This is a genomic window from Agrobacterium sp. 22-226-1 (assembly GCF_053522345.1).
Genome location: NZ_JBNWCP010000009.1, coordinates 98,725 through 117,897, shown reverse-complemented (window position 1 = coordinate 117,897; position 19,173 = coordinate 98,725). Strand labels below are relative to the sequence as shown.

The 19,173-nt window shown below is 59.4% G+C and carries 16 protein-coding genes; 8 read left to right on the top strand and 8 right to left on the bottom strand.

What is annotated here, in order from left to right:
• Positions 1–27 precede the first annotated feature (27 nt).
• Positions 28–924 (bottom strand): branched-chain amino acid ABC transporter permease, encoded by an 897-nt coding sequence (locus tag ACQZ5K_RS16755; protein WP_448740897.1) that lies wholly within the window; start codon positions 922–924, stop codon positions 28–30.
• Positions 925–976: 52 nt separating this feature from the next.
• Between ACQZ5K_RS16755 and ACQZ5K_RS16750 the strand changes: the two genes are divergently transcribed.
• Together ACQZ5K_RS16750 and ACQZ5K_RS16745 are read left to right on the top strand one after the other, a co-directional pair.
• The gene (locus ACQZ5K_RS16750) at positions 977–1,537 is read left to right on the top strand and encodes a CGNR zinc finger domain-containing protein (RefSeq protein WP_448740896.1); all 561 of its coding nucleotides are present in this window, start codon (positions 977–979) and stop codon (positions 1,535–1,537) included.
• The gene (locus ACQZ5K_RS16745; protein WP_059752451.1) at positions 1,534–2,046 is read left to right on the top strand and encodes a hypothetical protein; all 513 of its coding nucleotides are present in this window, start codon (positions 1,534–1,536) and stop codon (positions 2,044–2,046) included. Before ACQZ5K_RS16750 ends, ACQZ5K_RS16745 begins: the two co-directional genes overlap by 4 nt.
• Before the next feature lie 317 nt (positions 2,047–2,363).
• Here ACQZ5K_RS16745 and ndk read toward each other — a convergent pair whose 3' ends face one another.
• Together ndk and ACQZ5K_RS16735 are read right to left on the bottom strand one after the other, a co-directional pair.
• Positions 2,364–2,786, bottom strand: coding sequence for a nucleoside-diphosphate kinase (gene ndk / locus ACQZ5K_RS16740; protein ID WP_003496769.1), 423 nt, complete (start codon positions 2,784–2,786; stop codon positions 2,364–2,366).
• Positions 2,787–2,889: 103 nt separating this feature from the next.
• Positions 2,890–3,585: a glutathione S-transferase family protein gene (locus ACQZ5K_RS16735; protein ID WP_448740895.1), complete on the bottom strand. Its 696-nt coding sequence runs from the start codon at positions 3,583–3,585 to the stop codon at positions 2,890–2,892.
• Between the two features lie 258 nt (positions 3,586–3,843).
• On the opposite strand from ACQZ5K_RS16735, the gene ACQZ5K_RS16730 reads away from it, so the two are divergent.
• Together ACQZ5K_RS16730 and ACQZ5K_RS16725 are read left to right on the top strand one after the other, a co-directional pair.
• On the top strand, positions 3,844–4,890 hold the full coding sequence (locus ACQZ5K_RS16730) for a GGDEF domain-containing protein (protein WP_448740894.1): 1,047 nt from the start codon (positions 3,844–3,846) through the stop codon (positions 4,888–4,890).
• A 69-nt stretch (positions 4,891–4,959) separates the two neighbouring features.
• Complete coding sequence (locus tag ACQZ5K_RS16725) at positions 4,960–6,843, top strand: ABC-F family ATP-binding cassette domain-containing protein (protein WP_448740950.1); 1,884 nt, start codon at positions 4,960–4,962, stop codon at positions 6,841–6,843.
• A gap of 35 nt (positions 6,844–6,878) precedes the next feature.
• On the opposite strand, the gene ACQZ5K_RS16720 is transcribed toward ACQZ5K_RS16725, so the two are convergent.
• Positions 6,879–8,819: an EAL domain-containing protein gene (locus ACQZ5K_RS16720; protein ID WP_448740893.1), complete on the bottom strand. Its 1,941-nt coding sequence runs from the start codon at positions 8,817–8,819 to the stop codon at positions 6,879–6,881.
• 110 nt (positions 8,820–8,929) lie between these two features.
• Entirely contained in the window at positions 8,930–10,117 is a 1,188-nt protein-coding gene (locus tag ACQZ5K_RS16715; RefSeq protein ID WP_142779001.1) for a GGDEF domain-containing protein, read from the bottom strand.
• Positions 10,118–10,451: 334 nt separating this feature from the next.
• Here ACQZ5K_RS16715 and ACQZ5K_RS16710 point away from each other — a divergent pair, with 334 nt between their 5' ends.
• Positions 10,452–11,378, top strand: coding sequence for a Gfo/Idh/MocA family protein (locus ACQZ5K_RS16710; RefSeq protein WP_003520747.1), 927 nt, complete (start codon positions 10,452–10,454; stop codon positions 11,376–11,378).
• A 31-nt stretch (positions 11,379–11,409) separates the two neighbouring features.
• Here the strand turns inward: ACQZ5K_RS16710 and ACQZ5K_RS16705 are convergent, their stop codons facing one another.
• The 3 genes from ACQZ5K_RS16705 to ACQZ5K_RS16695 all read right to left on the bottom strand — a co-directional run bounded on the left by ACQZ5K_RS16705 (position 11,410) and on the right by ACQZ5K_RS16695 (position 14,230).
• Positions 11,410–11,901 (bottom strand): GGDEF domain-containing protein, encoded by a 492-nt coding sequence (locus tag ACQZ5K_RS16705; RefSeq protein WP_448740892.1) that lies wholly within the window; start codon positions 11,899–11,901, stop codon positions 11,410–11,412.
• Between the two features lie 360 nt (positions 11,902–12,261).
• Positions 12,262–12,711, bottom strand: coding sequence for a DNA polymerase III subunit chi (locus ACQZ5K_RS16700; RefSeq protein WP_448737564.1), 450 nt, complete (start codon positions 12,709–12,711; stop codon positions 12,262–12,264).
• Between the two features lie 25 nt (positions 12,712–12,736).
• Positions 12,737–14,230: a leucyl aminopeptidase gene (locus ACQZ5K_RS16695; protein WP_448740949.1), complete on the bottom strand. Its 1,494-nt coding sequence runs from the start codon at positions 14,228–14,230 to the stop codon at positions 12,737–12,739.
• Positions 14,231–14,528: 298 nt separating this feature from the next.
• Between ACQZ5K_RS16695 and ACQZ5K_RS16690 the strand changes: the two genes are divergently transcribed.
• Genes ACQZ5K_RS16690 through ACQZ5K_RS16680 form a run of 3 tightly spaced genes read left to right on the top strand, consistent with a single transcriptional unit; the run spans position 14,529 to position 19,165 of the window.
• On the top strand, positions 14,529–15,698 hold the full coding sequence (locus ACQZ5K_RS16690; RefSeq protein WP_448737563.1) for an LptF/LptG family permease: 1,170 nt from the start codon (positions 14,529–14,531) through the stop codon (positions 15,696–15,698).
• Entirely contained in the window at positions 15,695–16,783 is a 1,089-nt protein-coding gene (gene lptG, locus ACQZ5K_RS16685; protein WP_035263022.1) for an LPS export ABC transporter permease LptG, read from the top strand. The genes ACQZ5K_RS16690 and lptG overlap by 4 nt, the downstream gene beginning before the upstream one ends.
• Entirely contained in the window at positions 16,784–19,165 is a 2,382-nt protein-coding gene (locus ACQZ5K_RS16680) for an LPS-assembly protein LptD (protein WP_448740891.1), read from the top strand.
• Positions 19,166–19,173 lie beyond the last annotated feature (8 nt).

The following is a 19,173-nucleotide window of genomic DNA, read 5'->3' as shown; positions in this document are numbered from 1 at the left end:
CGAAACAAAGCGCTCTAGGGGCCAGACTCAGGGTGCTTCCACCCTGCTGCGCATGACAATCAGCCAGCCGACCAGCATCGCCAGAACCACCGCATCGCGCCAGGCGGCCGGTCCGTAACCGACCCAGAAAGTTTCCGCAAAGCCGACGGCGGCGGCCCCAAGGCCGCAGATCAGCGGACTGGCATAACCGCCCGCCGCCGAAATCAGCACCACCTTCAGGCCAAAGACCAGACCGGCGCCGAAATCCATGGTGCCGTAATAGAGTGTGGCCAGCACGCCGGCGATGGCGGCGACGAGGCCCGCCGCACAATAGGAGACGAGAAATATCCGGCCGGCATTCACCCCGCATAAAGCCGCGGCGAAAGCATCGTCCGAGACCGCCTTCCAGCGCCTGCCGAAAGCAGAACGGCCAAGATAAAACGACCCTGCGAGAATAAGCAGGCAGAACGCCGCCGTGTTCAGCATCTGCATCGGCGTCAGGGTCACGGCAAAACCACCATCGGCCCAGAAACGCACCGGCTGAGACAGAAGCGGCGGCAGCCATAATTGCCTTGTGTCGGCGGCCAGCCTCGCGCTTTCGGTCAGCGCGATCAGCACACCGACGGAGGCGACGGTCACGGCATTGGGAGAGGCTTTCGCCAGCGGCCGCATCACCGCCCTGCCGACAAAACCCGCCGCCCACAGCCCGCCCAACAGGCCCGCCCCTGCCCCGAGCGCCAATGTTGCCGGCAGAACCAGCCACAGCCGGTTCCAGCCGAAATCCGCAAATAACAGGCAGGTCTGGCCGGCAAAGGCGAATATGGTGCCATAGGTGACATCGGCGCGTTTGGTGACCGAAAAGGCGATGGCATAACCAAAGGCCAGAACCGCATAAAGCGAGGCGACCGGCACGGCATTCAGCAATTGTTGCAGGAAATAGGCCAAGCGCGTCCTCCCGCCATGATTATAACTGTTAAAACTCATTTTAATAGTTATAATGTGCAGCATGACCTTTCGCTGGACGCAACATCGTTTCGCAGGCGGCGCATTGGCGCTGGATGTCGCCAACAGCGTGATCCTGCGCTCGGATGCGGCAAAATCAGTCGACCGTTTTGCCGTGCCGGCGCAGATCGCGGCCTTTGCCGAAGCGGCCACAAGGCTCGGTGCGGAACGTGACAGGTTTCCCACGCTCATTGCGCCCGAGGCGGAAAAGCAGGCGGTTTTTCTCGATCTTCGCGAGGCTGTCGACGATTATTTCCGCGCCGCCATTACCGGCGGCGACGATGGCGACGGCGGGCTGGCCGGGCTTCTCTTCGCCTGCGGCACGGCGCTGCGGACGTTTCCGCTTGCCGAAAACCTCGGCAACGCCACCGCCCATTCCGCCCTTTCGCTGCTTGCCGGCGAGACAAAGGAGCGGCTGCGAATCTGCGGCAATTGCGGCTGGCTTTTCATCGACCGCAGCAAGAACAGAAGCCGTATCTGGTGCGATATGGCTGTGTGCGGCAACCGGCAGAAAGCCAGCCGGCACTATCACCGGAAGAAGGACGTGCGATCATGAGAAGAATTGCCCTTCCCTTGCTGGCGATTGCGGGAATGCTCGCTCTTTCCGGCTGCCAGCGGGACGAACCGCGCGAAGTGGCGAAGGTTTCCGGCCGGATGTTCGTTTTCAATTATCGCGTCGCCATCGCCACCTATCTGGTGACGCTTCAGCGCATCGCCCCCGTTCGCGATGGCAGCACCGTGGAAGCGACGTTCGAAAACCCGCGCGGCGGTCCAGACCTCACCAGCCGCGAGAAGATTTTCCCGAAAGACGAAAAGATCACGGTTCAGAGCCCACCGGTGGAATGCGTGAAGCAGGACAGGCCCTACAAGGTCACCATCCGCATCAAGGGGCCGGAAGGCGACATTCTCCAGACGATCGAAACCACGATCCGCTCCGACACCGACCAGTCGCTTCTTCCCGCCAAGCCGCTGGTGGTCGGCCCGCTTTATACGCCCAATCCGGAGGTGTTCAAACCGGATGGCACGACGGATATGCGGCCGGTTCAGGGGTGTCCGGCGTCCTAACAAAAAATTGCAGCCTTAGCTCAGTTCTCTGTAGGGGGTGGCAAACCTCTCTTCCGTCATGCCGGGCTTGACCCGGCATCCAGCAGTCGCGCGTCTGCGTGGCCTAAGAGTCTTTGCGATCAAGGACTTGATCGCGCTGGACCCCGGATCCAGTCCGGGGTGACGGAGTATGGGGTGAGGTCTCCGCAGAAACACACCGTCTTGCAGGCAGTGCTCCAAAACAAAAAAACGGAGCCTTTCGGCTCCGTTTTTTCGAGTCTTTTCAGCAGCTTCATGCAATCGCCTGCAACAGCGATTCAAGCCGTTGAGATTTTGAATCAGCCGACGATTTCGGTTTCGGCGAACCAGTAGGCGATTTCCTGTGCGGCGGTTTCCGGAGCGTCGGAGCCGTGAACGGAGTTTTCGCCGATGGAGAGCGCGAAGGTCTTGCGGATGGTGCCTTCAGCGGCCTGGGCCGGGTTGGTGGCGCCCATGATTTCGCGGTTCTTGAGGATGGCGTTTTCGCCTTCCAGAACCTGAACGATGGTCGGGCCGGAAGTCATGCCTTCAACGAGTTCGCCGAAGAAGGGACGCTCTTTGTGAACGGCGTAGAAGCCTTCGGCTTCGCGCTTGCTCATCCAGACGCGCTTGGAGGCGACGACGCGCAGGCCGTTGTCTTCAAATACCTTGGTGATCGCGCCCGTCAGGTTACGCTTGGTTGCGTCCGGCTTGATCATCGAAAATGTGCGTTCAATCGCCATATGTCCGTTTCCTTTTCCTTCAGAGAAAGTGGGCGGTCTTTACCCGCCCAAAGGCCCGAAAACAAGGGGGATCGACGAGATTGCGACGATGATGCCAGACATTTCACGCCGCTGTCACACTGCGGCCTCTCGCATCGTAGAGATCGAGGCAGCCTTCGAACCAGTCCCGCACGGGGTCGTTATCGGCGAACAAATCCGCCCCGGTGGTGATCCGCGCCCATTGCAGCGCGCCGAACACGATGTAATCCGCAAAAAGCGGCGATGTGCCGCCGATGAAAGGCTGAAAGCTCAGCATACGCCGGATCGGCGCAAGCAATGCCGGAAAGGTTGCGATTTCCGCCTCGCGGTTCGCCACCACATCCTCGAGCGGACGGCCGAGCGCTTTCGTGCGGCTATCGCGGAAATAACGGCGGTCCGGCTCGTCCAGCATATTGTGGATATCGAGCACGGCGATGCGCACGATGGCCGGGTGAAGCACCGTCTGCGACCAGCTTTCGACGAAACGGGCCATGGCCTTGCCGCCCTCGCCGTTAAACAGCGACGGGCGCTCCGGATAAGCCTCGTCCAGGTAAAGCGCGATTTCGAAACTGTCGCTCACCAGCTCGTCGCCGTCACGCAGGGTCGGCACGGTCTTCGAAAACCCGTCCTCCACCGTCGGGATCACCGTGAAGGGTAAAGGCCGCTCCTCGAAATCCAGCCCCTTATGCGCCAGCGAAAGCACGGTTTTCCAGCAATGGGGAGAAAATGGCCGGGAAGTATCGCTTCCGCATAGCGAATAGAGCGTTCTGGAAGTCGTCATGGGCTGCCCCTCTTCTGCAACATCGATGGAGCGATATAAAAACGGTCGCCGCCCGAAATCAAATCAGGATTTGTCATATTATCGATCAAGGAACGCTTGGGGCACACCCGTCTTCCACAACGCGGAATCTATGCTTCGGGACGGCAAAATTCTTTGTGGATTTATTCTATTTTAAACCGTCGCTTGTAAGAATAACGCCGTTCAACAATCGGTTATCGCCGGTCCATTCATAATAATCCATTGCTATTGGGGCTGTCAGTGACGACATCGGCGGGCGATAAGAAACGCGAACAGGCAAGAAGCACTCTTGTCGTTACCAAGATCACGCAGTTCATCGCCAAGATGAACATTGCACCTTTGCCACGCAATTATGAATTGATCTATGAAATATTGTCCGGACACAATCCGGCCATGGGCCGTGACATTCTCGCGCTCGGCAATGCGCCGCAGCAACATGAAATCGATCTCATCGGCCAGCGGCACAATCTGCCCGGCTTTTCCCGCATCGAAGCCGAACAGATGGCAAGCGAGGCCTTCGATACACTGACGCAGATTTCCGCGCGGCTGGATGCAAGCCTTCAGCGCACCGAGACTTTCCTGGCCAGCCTTGAGCAGGATGAGGATGGCGAGCCGCCCGCAACGGAACGCTTCGTGGAGTTGCTTGGCGATATCCACGAAGAACAGACGAGCCTTCGGCATTTCATCGCCATGGGGCTGGTGAAAATCCGCGAGGTTGAAAGAAACCGCGGGGAGCTTCAGGCCGCCTCGCTGCGCGATGCGCTGACGGCACTGCCAAACCGGGCGGCCTTTCTCGAAAAGCTTGGCGCTCTTTTTGCACGGGACCGGGCGGCCTCAGCCACCTCGCTGGTGCTGCTGGATATTGACCATTTCCGCGAAATCAACGGCAAATATGGCTCGTCTGCCGGCAACAAGGCGTTGCGACGTCTCGCCGCCCTGTTTCGCAAGACCATCAAGAAGGACGATTTCGTCGCTCGCATCGGGGGCGATGAGTTTGCCTTTCTGTTTGCAGGCGTGCCGCAAAACACGGCCGAGGCCATTGCTGAGCGGTTGCGGCAAAGCGTGGAGGCATTGCGCTTTGCGACCACTGGCGGCGATGGCGAACATCTGACGGTTTCTATCGGCGTCGCCGCGGTGGATGGAACCGCAACGCCCGCCGAATTTTTCAGCCATGCCGAACTCGCTCTGCTTTCGGCCCGCTGCGGCACCCGCAACTGCGTCGTCGGTTATTCGCGGGAGGTGGCGCAGCATAGCCGCAGCAGCTATCTGGCGCAGCTCGGCGATTGACAGTTTAATCTCGCCCGATGTGGCGCGGGCGCTCTTGCCTTGGCCAGACAGTTCGGCCAAAACGGCGCCATGATTACGATTACCGATCTTTCCGCCCGTATCGCCGGGCGTCTGCTTCTCGACCATGCCAGCGTGACGCTTCCCGCCGGTGTGAAGGCGGGCCTTGTTGGCCGCAACGGCGCCGGCAAATCCACCCTGTTCCGGGTCATCACCGGCGATTTCTCGGCGGAAAGCGGTTCGGTGACAATCCCGAAACAGGCCCGCATCGGCCAGGTGGCGCAGGAAGCCCCAGGCACCGAAGAATCGCTGATTTCCATCGTGCTTTCGGCCGACAGGGAGCGCAGCGCGCTTTTGGCCGAGGCGGAAACCGCAACCGATCCGCACCGTATCGCGGAAATCCAGATGCGGCTTGTCGATATCGACGCCCATTCGGCGGAAGCGCGCGCCTCCAGCATTCTTGCCGGCCTCGGTTTCGATCACGAAGCGCAGCTTCGCCCGGCCTCCTCCTTCTCCGGCGGCTGGCGCATGCGCGTGGCGCTCGCCTCTGTGCTGTTTGCCGAACCCGACCTTTTGCTGCTCGATGAGCCGACGAACTATCTCGACCTCGAAGGCACGCTCTGGCTGGAAGATTATATCCGGCGTTATCCGCATACCGTCATCATCATCAGCCACGACCGCGATCTTCTCAACAATGCCGTCAACTCCATCGTGCATCTGGATCAGAAGAAGCTGACCTTCTATCGCGGCGGTTACGACCAGTTCGAGCGGCAGAAGGCCGAGGCCGACGAATTGCAGATGAAGGCGAAGGCGAAGAACGACGCCGCGCGCAAACACCTGCAAAGCTTCATCGACCGTTTCCGCGCCAAGGCCACCAAGGCGCGGCAGGCGCAGAGCCGCATCAAGGCGCTGGAGCGCATGGGCACCGTCGCCGCCGTGATCGAGGATCACGTCCAGCCGATCACCTTCCCGGAGCCGGAAAAGCAGCCCGCCTCCCCCATCGTCGCCATCAATGGCGGCGCTGTGGGTTACGAGCCGGGCAAATCCATTCTGAAGCAGCTCAATCTCAGGATCGACAATGACGACCGCATTGCGCTGCTCGGCTCCAACGGCAACGGCAAATCCACCTTCGCGAAATTCATTTCCGGCCGGCTTGCGCCACAGGCGGGCGATCTTCGCGTCGCCCCTGGCCTCAAGATCGGTTTCTTCGCGCAGCATCAGCTCGATGACCTCGTGCCGGATGAAACGCCGGTCGAACATGTGCGCAAGCTGATGCCGCTGGCCCCGGAGGCGCAGGTGCGCTCCCGCGTGGCGCAGATGGGTCTCGCGACCGAAAAGATGGCGACGGCGGCAAAGGACCTTTCCGGTGGCGAAAAGGCCCGGCTTCTGATGGGACTTGCGGCCTTCCATGCGCCGAACCTTCTCATCCTCGACGAACCGACCAACCATCTCGATATCGACAGCCGCCGTGCGCTGATCGAGGCGCTGAACGATTACAGCGGCGCGGTTATCCTCATCTCGCACGACCGCCATCTCATCGAGGCGACAGTGGACCGGCTGTGGCTGGTGGCTGACGGCACGGTCAAGACCTTCGAAGGCGACATGGAGGAATATCGCGATCTCGTCGTTTCCTCCGGTAAAAAGAAGGAAGACAAGACCGACGCTGTGGCCGATCAGGCTTCCAAAGCCGATCAACGCAAGGCAAGCGCGGAAAAGCGCGCCCAGCTCGCGCCGCTCAAGAAAAAGATCAATGAAATCGAATCCCTGACGGCAAAGCTTGAGAAAACGATTCAGTCGCTCGACGCCGAGCTGGCAGATCCCGTCTTATACGAAAAAGCGCCCGCCAAGGCCGCACAGAAAGTGAAGGAGCGCGGCGAGGCCGCCGCGAAGCTTTCGGATGCGGAGGAGCAATGGCTGCTGCTTTCGAGCGAATATGAAGAAGCAATGGCGGGGTGATGCGCGACTGCGCTTTCGGTTAAACTGGAGATGTCCTAGGCGCATGCCCTGCGCGGTTGCAGGCGGTCGAGCGGTACGGCGGGGGAATAAAGATAACCCTGCCCGAAGCGAATGCCCATCTGCATGAGGAGCCGGCTCTGCTCCTCGGTTTCTATGCCTTCCGTCACCAGTTTTGCGCCGTAACGCTCCGCACTCTCGAAGGCGAGCGCGATGGCCTCCCTGAACCGCGACTGGTCGAGCCTTGATGTCATCCAGTGATCGATCTTGACCTCTTCGAACGGGAACCGCGCCAGCAAAGTGAGGGCGGCATAACCGGTACCGAAATCATCGAGCGCCAGCCGGACGCCTGCGGCGATCAGCGTATCGAAATTCTGCTGTACGACATCCGTGGTCGGTATCCTGCTCATCTCCGTCACTTCGATCGAGAGGCGATGCGCCGGCACCGTCATTTCGTGCAGCAGCGCCACGACCCGGTCTGCAAAATGCGCGCTCGCAAAGGACGAAGCGGAAATATTCACCGCCAGATGAAAATCCGCCTCGAGGCCGTGCAGGTCGCGAAGATCGCGCACGACGGCTTCGATCGTCGACCATTCGAATTCCACCAGTAGCCGATGGCGTTCGGCGATCTCCAGCACATAATAAGGCGAAAGCGCCTGCCCCCGCGCGTCGACCGCGCGCAGCAGCGCTTCGGCACCGATCATGCGGCGATTGCGCATTTCGAATTTCGGCTGATAACAAATTGGCGGCGTGCCGGATTTGATCCAGTTGACCAGCATTTGCCGCACCGCCTCGTCCCGTGTCGCTTTCTCGGCAAAGGAGAAGGGGAAAATCTGCACCGGATGATCGCTTCCCTTCAGCGCAAGGCTGAGGTGTCTGAGGAAGGAGGCTACGTTCTGCTGGGAAAGCCGGTCCAGATTCGCCGCCCCGATCTTGAGATGCGGCACCGGCCCCGCCTCCGCCGAGCGGCAAAATGCGCTCAACCCGTCATGCAGATGCATCATGAGTTTCGCACTTTCGGACTTCTCCAGCGAAATCCCCCGCATGACGACCGCAAGTGTCGTATCGCCGAACATGAAGCTGCGGGGCGTAGTGGACCTGCATAGCAGGCCGTCTTCCCCGTCGCAGATTTCCCGCGCCAGCCTGGGCCAGAAAAGATCGCTCCAGTCCTCGCCCTCGCAGGCAGCGACATCGGCAATATTGACTATCTCGATCAGAATGAGGGCGTGCGGAACGGCCGGCTCCTGCCGCATCGTCGCTTCTATATGGTCCTTGAGGGCGCGTCTGTTGGGCAGGCCGGTCAATGCATCCGTCCGCGCCGCCACCTCGCGTTTCCTTGTCTCTTCCCGCGCCCGCGCTTCGCTGCGCAGAAGGATGAACAGGCAGAAGATCATCGGCAGGCCGACGGCGACCGCGCCCAGCGTTCGGCGGCCCACTGCACTCAAAAACAGTGCCTGGTCGACCAGCCCAAAAGCGAATGAGATCGAGATGGCAAGCAGCACGGCGATGAACCTGACCGCGAAGACGGTGAGAATATCCCGAATTCCCAGATTGGCGAGGCGGCGCTTGCGCATCCAGCCATACATGATGATGCCGCAGGCCGAAATGACGACCATGTCCTGCAGCGCCGCAAAAAACAGCACGGGACCGCCGAACACGAAACGCCCGGCCGCCACGAGGGACAGGCTGATCAGCCCGCCCTGCCAGGACCCCAGCACCCCGGCCAGAAACAGCAGGTCGGAGCGGATATAGGGTTTGGAAGGCAGCTTGATGAACTCGGACACCAGCAGCGTCAGCAGAAAGCCCGCCATTCCGAAAATGATGCCGTAATAGACTTTGTAGCGAGGATCCTCGAGCGCAATGTTTCGCCGCAGAAGGATAAGCACGGACACCATGCCAATCACGGCGGCCGCCTGAAGCAGCAGGAATGGAAGCTCGGCAGCCGACGCTGCCGCTTGTGCGGCGATCAATTCCATCATCTGCGTTCCCCGGTTATTATGTGTTCTGGCGCCGGAATTCCGGCACATGGCTCAAAAATCCCGCTTCCCGCGGGACAGAATTTATAGCGCGCCGCCAAGCCCTTAGTATCCTATGCCGACATCGCGGCTTCGATGCCGTAAAGTTCCGCTGGCCCGACAATCGTTCCCATATGCCCGGAGGCGAGCACCAGCCGGTCGCGTCCCTGACGCTTCGCCTCGTAGAGCGCCATATCGGCCCGGTTCACCATCTCGTATATGATTTCCCTGCCGTCACCGGAAACGGCAACGCCGAGGCTGACCGTGACTATTTCCCGCCCGTCGGGACGGTTGAGATGGGGTATGGCCTCATCGATCACAGCCAATCTCAGTCTTTCGCCGATGGCGAGCGCGGCGGAAACAACGCAATTGTCGAGCAGAACCACAAATTCCTCGCCACCATAACGCGCGACGAAACTTCTGTCGCCATCGTCCCTGCGAAGCGCGCTACGCAGCCTGCCGGCGATCCTGCGCAGGCAGTCATCGCCGGCCACATGACCCTCCGAGTCATTGTAGTTCTTGAAATAGTCGACATCGAGAAGGATGAGCGCCCGCGGCCTGCCGCTGCCGCCCGAAGCCTCGCTCGCCGCCTCGTCAAAGCTGCGGCGATTGCGGATGCCGGTGAGCTGGTCGGTATTGGAAAGCTGCTGAAGTTCGTGATTTGCGGTTTGAATCCGCTGCACCAGGGTCTTCTCACGTAGCGACGCCAGATAGTCCCGCCTTTCCACCTGCTCGATACGATAGGCCGCAAACAGCGAGACGGCGCTGATTCCGACGGAACACATGATCGCCGGCAGCTTGGCTACCTCGCTCGTCACCGTGACATATTCCATGCCGACGATGAAAACCGCCATGCAGCCGACCGTGCCCATAACCGCAAGCGGAAACGGTTTGCGATGTATCGTATTCATATAAAGGACGACGGTGACGATGCCCATGTAATATTCGCTCGCCGACGAGGTTTGCGCGTTGGCATAGATGAACATGATCGATGCGACGACCAACATGCAGCCCAGCCCGTGAAGGACCTCGTGCGCCACGGCATCCGGCCGCATCCTGAACGCATAATATCGCGCAGGAAAATAAAGAAACAGAAGCGGCGTGATGACAAACAGGCGGACTGTCAGATCCAGCCAGATGATCTCCGGGACCAGACTTATGTCCACAAACACGTAGAGATTGTAGAGGATGACACCGAAAATCAATCCGTATGTATTGAATTGCCGGCTGCTTTCGTTGACTTTCTGAACGAAGCCAGACAAACGGTCATCTTTAAATAAAATCACCACACACCTGCCACTCAAAATATATTAAAGTAAAATACGAAATTGACATCAATAATTACGGAACATACCTTAAAAAATTAACATTAAAACCGCCGACCAACAAAAAATATCACTTAAAGATTCAAAATAGTATTTTTTATTCTCAAATACTACACAATAAAAGAATACACATGCGAAATTTGTTATGACGTTACAGCTTGAAAAAAGACGTGCCGTATGGAAACGATCACCTTGCTCCTTTGATCGTTTCTGCTAAAAACTTGTAAAAATCACACTTTATCCCATGCAGCACTCACACGGGTTCCACTTCATGTCAGCCACCAAGCTTGCCATCGTCGGCGTCGGCAAAATCGTTCGCGACCAGCATCTTCCCGCCATTGCAGGCAATCCGGATTTTGAATTGATCTGCACCGCAAGCCGTCACGGCACCGTGGACGGCGTCGCTTCTTATGGCACCATCGAAGCCATGCTGGAAGCTGTGCCCGATATCGATGCGGTATCGCTGTGCATGCCGCCGCAATATCGCTACGAGGCGGCTTACGCGGCGCTGAATGCCGGCAAGCACGTCTTCCTCGAAAAGCCGCCGGGCGCCACCCTTTCGGAAGTGCAGGATCTCGTCCGGCTGGCGGATTCGAAGGGCCTTTCGCTGTTTGCAAGCTGGCATTCGCGTTATGCGCCGGCGGTCGAGGCTGCGAAGGCGTTCCTGGCTTCCACGAAAATCGACAGCGTGCATGTCATCTGGAAAGAGGATGTGCGCCACTGGCACCCGAACCAGGCCTGGATCTGGCAGGCGGGCGGTCTCGGCGTGTTCGACCCCGGCATCAACGCGCTTTCGATCATCACCCATATCCTGCCGCGCGCGCTGTTTCTGACCAAGGCGACGCTGGAGTTCCCGGAAAACCGCGACGCCCCGATCGCCGCCGACCTGCATTTTTCCGATGTGACGAAAACGCCCGTCCATGCTGAATTCGACTGGCGCCAGACCGGCAAGCAGAGCTGGGATATCGTTGCCGAGACGGCGGCGGGACGGATGGTGCTTTCGGAAGGCGGCGCAAAGCTCTCGATCAACGGCGAGGAAAAACTCTCCCAGCCCGAGCGGGAATATCCGGCGCTTTACGAGCGTTTCTCGGAGATCATCAAGGCTGGCCGTTCCGATGTCGATCTCGCGCCGCTGACCCACGTGGCCGACGCCTTCCTGCTCGGCCGCCACAAATTCGTGGATTCCTTCTACGACTGAGAAGCAGAAACGCTTCCCGAAGGACAATGCCTCAAAGGGCGCGGCTGACGAAACGGTCGCGCCCTGATTTTTTGGCCTGATACAACGCTTCGTCGACGCTGCATAGCAGCGTTGCCCGGTTGGCACCCGCCTGCGGAGCAAGCGCGCCGCCGATGCTGAGACGGGCGTCCACCTCCTGCCCGTCCACGTCGAAGGAGTTTCGGAAGGCGGCCAGAAGCCGGGCCGCCATTCCGCTCATGACATCTGGGCTGCGGGGTCGCGGTATAAAAATCGCGAATTCATCGCCGCCCATGCGCACGACGATATCCTCCTTGCGGATTGCCTTGCGGATGCGTCCGGCGGCGGCGGCCAGAACCCGGTCACCGGCAGGATGGCCGAACGTGTCGTTGATGGTCTTGAAACCGTCCAGATCAAGATAGAGGACACCGAAGGCCTCGTTTGCACGCAGGGCCGCGCCGAGCTGGCCATCGACAATCGCCTCCAGCGCCTTGCGATTGTAAAAACCGGTCAGCGGATCGGTCATCGCCGCATCTCGCACGCGCCACGCCAAAAACCCCTTGCCCCAGTTGTGACAGCACTTTCAGCTCCGGCATCTCGGCATTCTTGAAAGACATGATCGACCGCACCGCGACCAGACGCTCGGTTTCTCCCTCCGGTCGCGATATCGCCCGTCCCATACCCATGTCCTTCTGCTGTTGCGCTACAGGAAGCCGCCCCGAGGCAGAGCAGGTCAAACCAGCCGCCTCGATCGAAGCAGAAGCCCATTCCGTTACGTTTCCTTTGGGCGCATAATGCAAAAACCGGCAATTGGCGCCACGTGCGAATTTTTGCCGGTCTGTTTGCGTATGGAACCAATCTTTGGGATACCCAATCGGCGGTGCGATCAGGCCTTCTTCTGCCAGCGGCCTTCAGGCGACTGCTGCCAGTAGGTCAGGGAATGTCCCTCTGTTTTCAGCCTTTTCCAGTGATTCCGCGCCATTTCGAGCTGGTAGGCATCGTATCCGTCGAACATGAATACGATACGTTCATAAGCCTCGACCGCCGGCGGCTCGGCGCCATCGACGAGAAAGCGGACACTTGCCGCGTTGGCGTTCTCGTCGGACGCCGTCAGGAGAATCGGCTGGTTTTGCGGTGCGGGCGAAGTGTCGGTGGCGTGCGGCAGGAAACTATCTTCACGAAAGGTCCACAAATGCGTATCGAGGAAATCACGGCGCTCCTCGCCCACCGTCTGGATCGCGACTTTCCAGCCGCGTTCCAGCGATTTCTCGAGCAAAGGCGGCAAAGCATCCTCCAGCTTCGATTCCGTCAGATGGTAAAAAAGAATTTCAGTCATCCGCAGACGTGCCGCTCCGCTCGCTTCAATCTTCGTAATGGGCTCGAACGAGTTCGTTCAGCAGCCTGACGCCGTAGCCCGATCCCCATGACTGGTTGATCTCGGTCAGCGGCGACCCCATGGCGGTGCCGGCGATATCGAGATGCGCCCAGGAGGTTTCGCCCACGAAACGCTTGAGGAACTGCGCAGCGGTGACGGAACCCGCCAGACGGCCCGAGCTGTTCTTCATGTCGGCGAATTTGGAATCGATGATCTTGTCGTAATCCTTGCCGAGCGGCATGCGCCACAGTTTTTCGGCCGTCACATCGCCCGCCTGCGTGAGGCGCGCTGCAAGCTCGTCGTCATTGGAGAAAAGACCGGCCTGAAGATTGCCGAGCGCCACCGTGATCGCGCCCGTCAGCGTGGCGAGGTTCACCATGAATTTCGGGTTGAAGCGATCCTTGGTGTACCAGAGCGCATCGGCCAGAACCAGCCGGCCTTCGGCATCGGTATTGATGATCTCGATGGTCTGGCCGGACATGGAGGTAACGATATCGCCCGGACGCTGGGCATTGCCGTCAGGCATGTTTTCCACAAGGCCGATGACGCCGATCACATTCGCCTTGGCCTTGCGGGCGGCGAGCGCATGCATCAGGCCGGTCACGGCGGCGGCCCCGCCCATGTCGCCCTTCATATCCTCCATATTGAGGCCGGGCTTCAGCGAAATGCCGCCGGTATCGAAAACGACGCCCTTGCCGACGAAGGCAATCGGCTCATCCTTCTTGTTGCCGCCGTTCCACTGCATCACCGCAAGTCTGGGCGGGCGCGCCGATCCCTGCGCCACACCGAGAAGCGCATTCATGCCTAGCTTCTTCAGCTCCTTCTCGCCGAGGACTTCAACCTCGACGCCGAGCTTGCGCAGCTCCTCCGCCTTCTCTGCAAATTCGACGGGGCCGAGAGCGTTCGGCGGCAGGTTGACGAGATCGCGCGCCAGGGTAACACCGCCCGCAACGGCCTCGGAGACGGCAAAAGCCTTTTCCGCTTCCTGATGGGCGGCCGTGACGATGACGATCTCCACCTTCTTCGGCGTCTTCTCTTCGTCGGACTTTTTCTTGGTTTTGTAGACATCGAAGCTATAGGCGCGCAGCAGCAGGCCAAGCGCGAAATCCGCAGCCGCCTGCGCACCGACCTCTACGCCCGGCGCATCGAGATAGATGACGACCCTGTCCGCCTTCTTGAAACTGGCGGCGGCGGTGCCGCCGGCGCGCAGCCAGTCATGGGCGACCAGTTTCGAGGGCTTACCGAGGCCGATAACGAGCAGCCTGTCGGCGGCGGAACCCTGCGGCGCGATCACGTCGAGCGTCGTCATGGATTTTGCAGAAAAGCCCGAAATCTTCGCCGCCCTTTCGATCACACCGCCCGGATCGGCCTCGGAGGCGCCGGCGACGGCCTGAGCCTCACCCGAGGCCTGCAGCACAACGGCGAGCGCGTTTTCAAGCGCGGCGGAATTGGCGAAAGAAATATCGAATTTGGCGGACATGTTTTCCTGCTCTTCTTCTACGACTTGCACGATGCGCATGATCATGGCCTTTTCGGCCCCGGGCGCAACCCCGCATTCTTTAAAGGCCTACAGTCGTTAAAGGAAAGGCATTTTTGCGGAATGCGAAATCGCGTCATGAAACCGACAGCTTGTTCCACAAAAAGACACAGGCGATGGAAAAATCATCGCGCAAAACATATTTGTGAGCACGCCGGAATAGCCAATTGCAAACGATGCGATTAGATAGGCGGAAATTCGGCGAGCGATCGCACGGAAAAACAATGTCGAACAGGGCCGTATGAAGCTTCTCGAGAACTATATCCTGCGGCGGACAACGCAGATGTTTCTGGTCGCGCTGCTGCCGGTGCTGGCCATCATCTGGACCATCCAGGTTCTCCAGAGAATCAATCTCGTCACCGATACCGGCCAGTCGATGGGTTCCTTCATGGCGCTCGCGACGATGATCCTGCCGACGCTGATCCCGGTCGTCCTGCCTTTCGCGCTGGTGATCGGCATCACTCAGATCTTCACGACGATGAACAACGATTCCGAGCTTGCCATCATCGATGCGGCCGGATCGCCCCGTTCGATCATGTATCGCCCGGTTCTCGTTCTGGCCGCCATTCTGAGCGTGTTTTCCTTCACCATCACCAATTTCATCGAGCCGCCCGCCCGCAGCTCCGCCCGGCAGATGGTGGCCGCCGCCTATGCCGACCTGCTGTCCTCGGTGATCGAAGAAAAGACGTTCCGTACCATTCAGGACGGTCTTTATGTGCAGATCGCCCAGCGGCAGGGCCGCATCCTCAAGGGCCTGTTCGTCGCCGACCGCCGCGATCCGAATTTCGATCTCATCTATTATGCCAAGGAAGGCATGATCGATGAAAGCGGCACGTCGCTGACCATGCGCGACGGCGAAGTGCAGCAGAAGACGCCGGACGGCAAGGTCTCGATCGTCAAGTTCCTGTCCTATGCCTTCGACCTTTCGACCATGTCGGAAAAGCAGGATTCCGAGCCGTCGCTCTCGCCGGGCGATGCCAGCCTCGGTTTCCTTCTTTCGCCCGACGAGAACAATGCGAGCTACAAGCGCTCGCCGGAAGCCTTCCGCAGCGAGCTGCACAAGCGCCTGTCGGACTGGATGTTCGCTTTCTCCTTCGCGCTGATTTCGCTGGTCATCGCCGCCGATGCCCGTTCTCACCGCGAAGCGCGCCTGCATCCGATGGTGGCCGCGCTGGTGACGGCCTTCATGCTGCGGTGGCTTGGCTTTTACGTCACCAATCAGATCAAGCAGAGCGCGGCCTTCATTCCGCTGGTCTATGCCGTGCCGGGCCTCAGCGGCGGGGCCGCCGCCTTCATTCTGCTGACCGGCCGCAAGCCGAAAATGCCGAAAATCATCGCCGATGCGATGGGTCGTCTGCGCCGTCTCTTCTCCAGCCGGATGGCGAAAAGCTCTGGGAGCGGCAACGCATGATTTTCAACACGCTCTCCCGGTATTTCCTGAAGCGATATCTGATCACCGCCATCTGGTTCGTGCTCGGCGTATCCTCGATCATTTATCTTGCCGACTTCAGCGAAACGGCACGGCGCATGTCCGGCCTGCCCGGCTATTCCGTTCCGGCCGCCCTTGGCCTGACGGCGCTTCGCCTGCCGCTGATCCTGCAACAGACCGTGCCCTTCATCGCGCTTTTCGTCGGTATGACGACGCTGATCTCGCTCAACCGGCGTTACGAACTGGTGGTGACGCGCGCCGCCGGCATTTCCGCCTGGCAGTTCATCCTTCCCTTCGTGCTCGGCGCGGTTTTCATCGGCATCCTGTCCGTCACCATCCTGAACCCCATCGCGGCATGGGGCCAGAACAAGTCGCTGGCGATGGAAGCCGGTCTGCGCAACGAAGCGGGCGGCGGCCGCCAGCAGGAGATCATTCCGTGGATGCGCCAGGCAAGCGGCGGCCAGGATACGATCATCGGCGCCAAGAGCTTCGAGGACAATGGAACGCTGCTTCTCGACGTGGTTCTGATCGACATCGACAAGGACGGAAACATCGTCTCGCGTAAGGATGCGAAGTCGGCTAAATTGGAAGATGGTTACTGGCTTCTTAACGGCGTTTCGGAAACGCGCGCCGGGCATGTGCCAGTTCGGCAAGAAAGCACGCGGATCAGTACCAATCTGAGACGGGAATTCGTTCAGGAGCGCATGACGCAGACGGAAACCGTTGCTTTCTTTGACCTTTCTCACAAGATCGAAGTTGCAAAGTCCTTTGGACTATCTTCGAAGGCGCTTGAGACGCAGTATCATTTCCTGCTATCGACGCCCCTGCTTCTGGTCGCGATGACCTTGATCGCCGCGACCGTTTCATTAAAGTTCAGCCGCTTCGCCCAATCGCGCTCCGTGATTCTGGGTGGAATCGTTTCCGGCTTCGTGCTTTATGTAGTAACCGTGCTCGTAAGGGCATTCGGGAGTGGTGGTGTTGTCCCTCCCACCGTCGCGGTCTGGGTTCCAGTCATCGTGGCGTTGGCTTTGGGGGCAACCATTCTGCTTCATCAGGAGGACGGCTAAGTGGCGGTAATTGACCGCGGGAATATCAGGCGGCTTTGGACGGCCCTTCTGACAGGTGCCGCTGTGTGCGCGTATTTGGCATCCAGCCCGGTCGCTTTCGGCCAGGATGGTTTGCTTGCGTCGGCAAGCCAAGACGATTCGAAACTCCTGCTTACAGCAAATGAACTGACCTATAATCGCGATTCCCAGCGCGTGATCGCGAAGGGCGTGGTTCGCATGAAATATTCGGGCTACCGCATGGTGGCCCAGCAAGTGGAATATAACCAGCAGTCCGGCCGCGTGATCGCCCATGGCAACATCGAGCTGATCGAGCCGGGCGGCAACAAGATCTATGCCGACGAGATGGACGTGACCGACGATTTCGGTCAGGGCTTCGTCAATGCGCTGCGCGTCGAGACCACGGACAATACCCGTATCGCCGGTGAAAGCGCCGAGCGTCTCGAAGGCGACCTGATGGTGCTCAACAACGGTGTCTACACCGCGTGTTTGCCCTGCGCCGAGCGGCCCGAAAAGGCGCCTTTGTGGCAGGTCAAGGCCGAGCGCGTCGTTCAGGACGGCAAGACCCATACGGTGCGGCTGGAAAAGGCCCGCCTGCAGCTTTTCGGCCATTCGATCGCCTATCTGCCGTTCCTTACGGTTCCGGACAATACGGTGAAGCGTAAATCCGGCTTCCTGTTCCCGCAGATGAGCATTACCGACAATCTCGGTTTCGGTATCGGTGTCCCCTATTTCCACGTGCTGTCCGACACCTCGGACGTGACCGTCACCCCGACCTATTACACGACGCAGGGTTTGCTGCTGCAGGCGGAACTGCGCCAGCGCTTCGAAACCGGCATGCACACGGTCACGATCGCGGGCATCAGCCAGCAGAAGTCCGAAACCTTCACGGCCGGCACCAGCGACGCCCTCAACGACAATCGCGGCATGATCGCAAGCAAGGGTGATTTCTCGATCAACCCGCGCTGGGCTTTCGGCTGGGATGCCATGGTGCAGACCGACAATAACTTTTCGCGCACCTATGGGCTGAAGGGTTATAAAAACGACGTTCAGACCAACCAGATCTATCTGACCGGTGCGAGTGAGCGTAACAGCTTCGAAGCCCGCGGTTATTATTTCAACGTTCAGGATACGGACAATACCGAAGCCAAGGAACGCAAACAGGCAATCGTCCATCCGGTCGTCGACTACCGTTATTTCGTGCCGGATCCGGTTTATGGCGGCGAACTTTCGCTGACCACCAACCTGACGAGCATCACGCGCCTGCGGCAGGATGCTTACGCGCTCGGCGGTTATCCGCGTTTCAGCGGGCTTGAGGGCGACTATACGCGCCTTTCCACCGAAGCCGAATGGAAACGTACCTTCACGATGGATAGCGGTCTGCAGATCACGCCGATCCTTGCCGCGCGCGGCGACGCGCTCTGGACGGACATGTCTCCCGCAGCCTTCACCTCGGGTGGGACCTCCTATGCCTATGAGGGCATGATGCATGACGGCGCAGCTTTCCGCGGCATGGTCACCGGCGGTCTGGAAGTGCGTTATCCATGGCTGTTCACCGCGCTCAACAGCAGCCACGTGATCGAGCCCATTGCACAGATTTTCGTGCGTCCGAACGAACAATATGCCGGCCGCCTTCCGAACGAGGATGCACAGGCATTCGTCTTCGACGCGACCAATCTCTTCGAACGCGACAAATTCTCCGGTTTCGACCGGATCGAAGGCGGCACGCGCGCCAATATCGGCTTCCGCTATAACGGTACGTTCGACAACGGCTACGGCGTTCGCGCCATTGCCGGCCAGTCCTTCCATCTGGCGGGCGACAATTCCTTCGCCTCCTACGATCTCGTCAATGCAGGCGCCAATTCGGGCCTCGAATCCGACCGTTCGGATTACGTCGCCATGGCCGCTTTCGATGCGCCGATCGGACTTTCGCTGTCGTCGAGCCTGCGTCTCGACAAGGACGATTTCGACATCAACCGCTCGGAAACCGGCATCAGCTATTCGGACCGTCGCCTTACCGGCAAGCTCAGCTATACGCAGGTCAAGGCGCAGCCGAAATACGGCTATAACGAAGACCGCGATATCATCCAGGCGTCCGGTTCGCTGCGCATGGACGACAACTGGTCGCTGTTCGGTTCGATCAATTACGATCTGAACGGGAAGTTTGCCGCCGAACGCCGCATCGGCATTGCCTATCAGGATGAGTGCACGATCCTGACGGTCAGCTATTCCGACGAAGGCAATATCAATTCCAGCCGTCAGGCCGCCAATGACTGGTCGATCAACGCCCGTCTGGCCTTCCGTACGCTCGGCGATATCAGCGTCGGCTCGGCCAATGAGGACTGGAGCGACATGGATATTGGCTGGAAGCCAAACAACTACTGAGTTTAGAG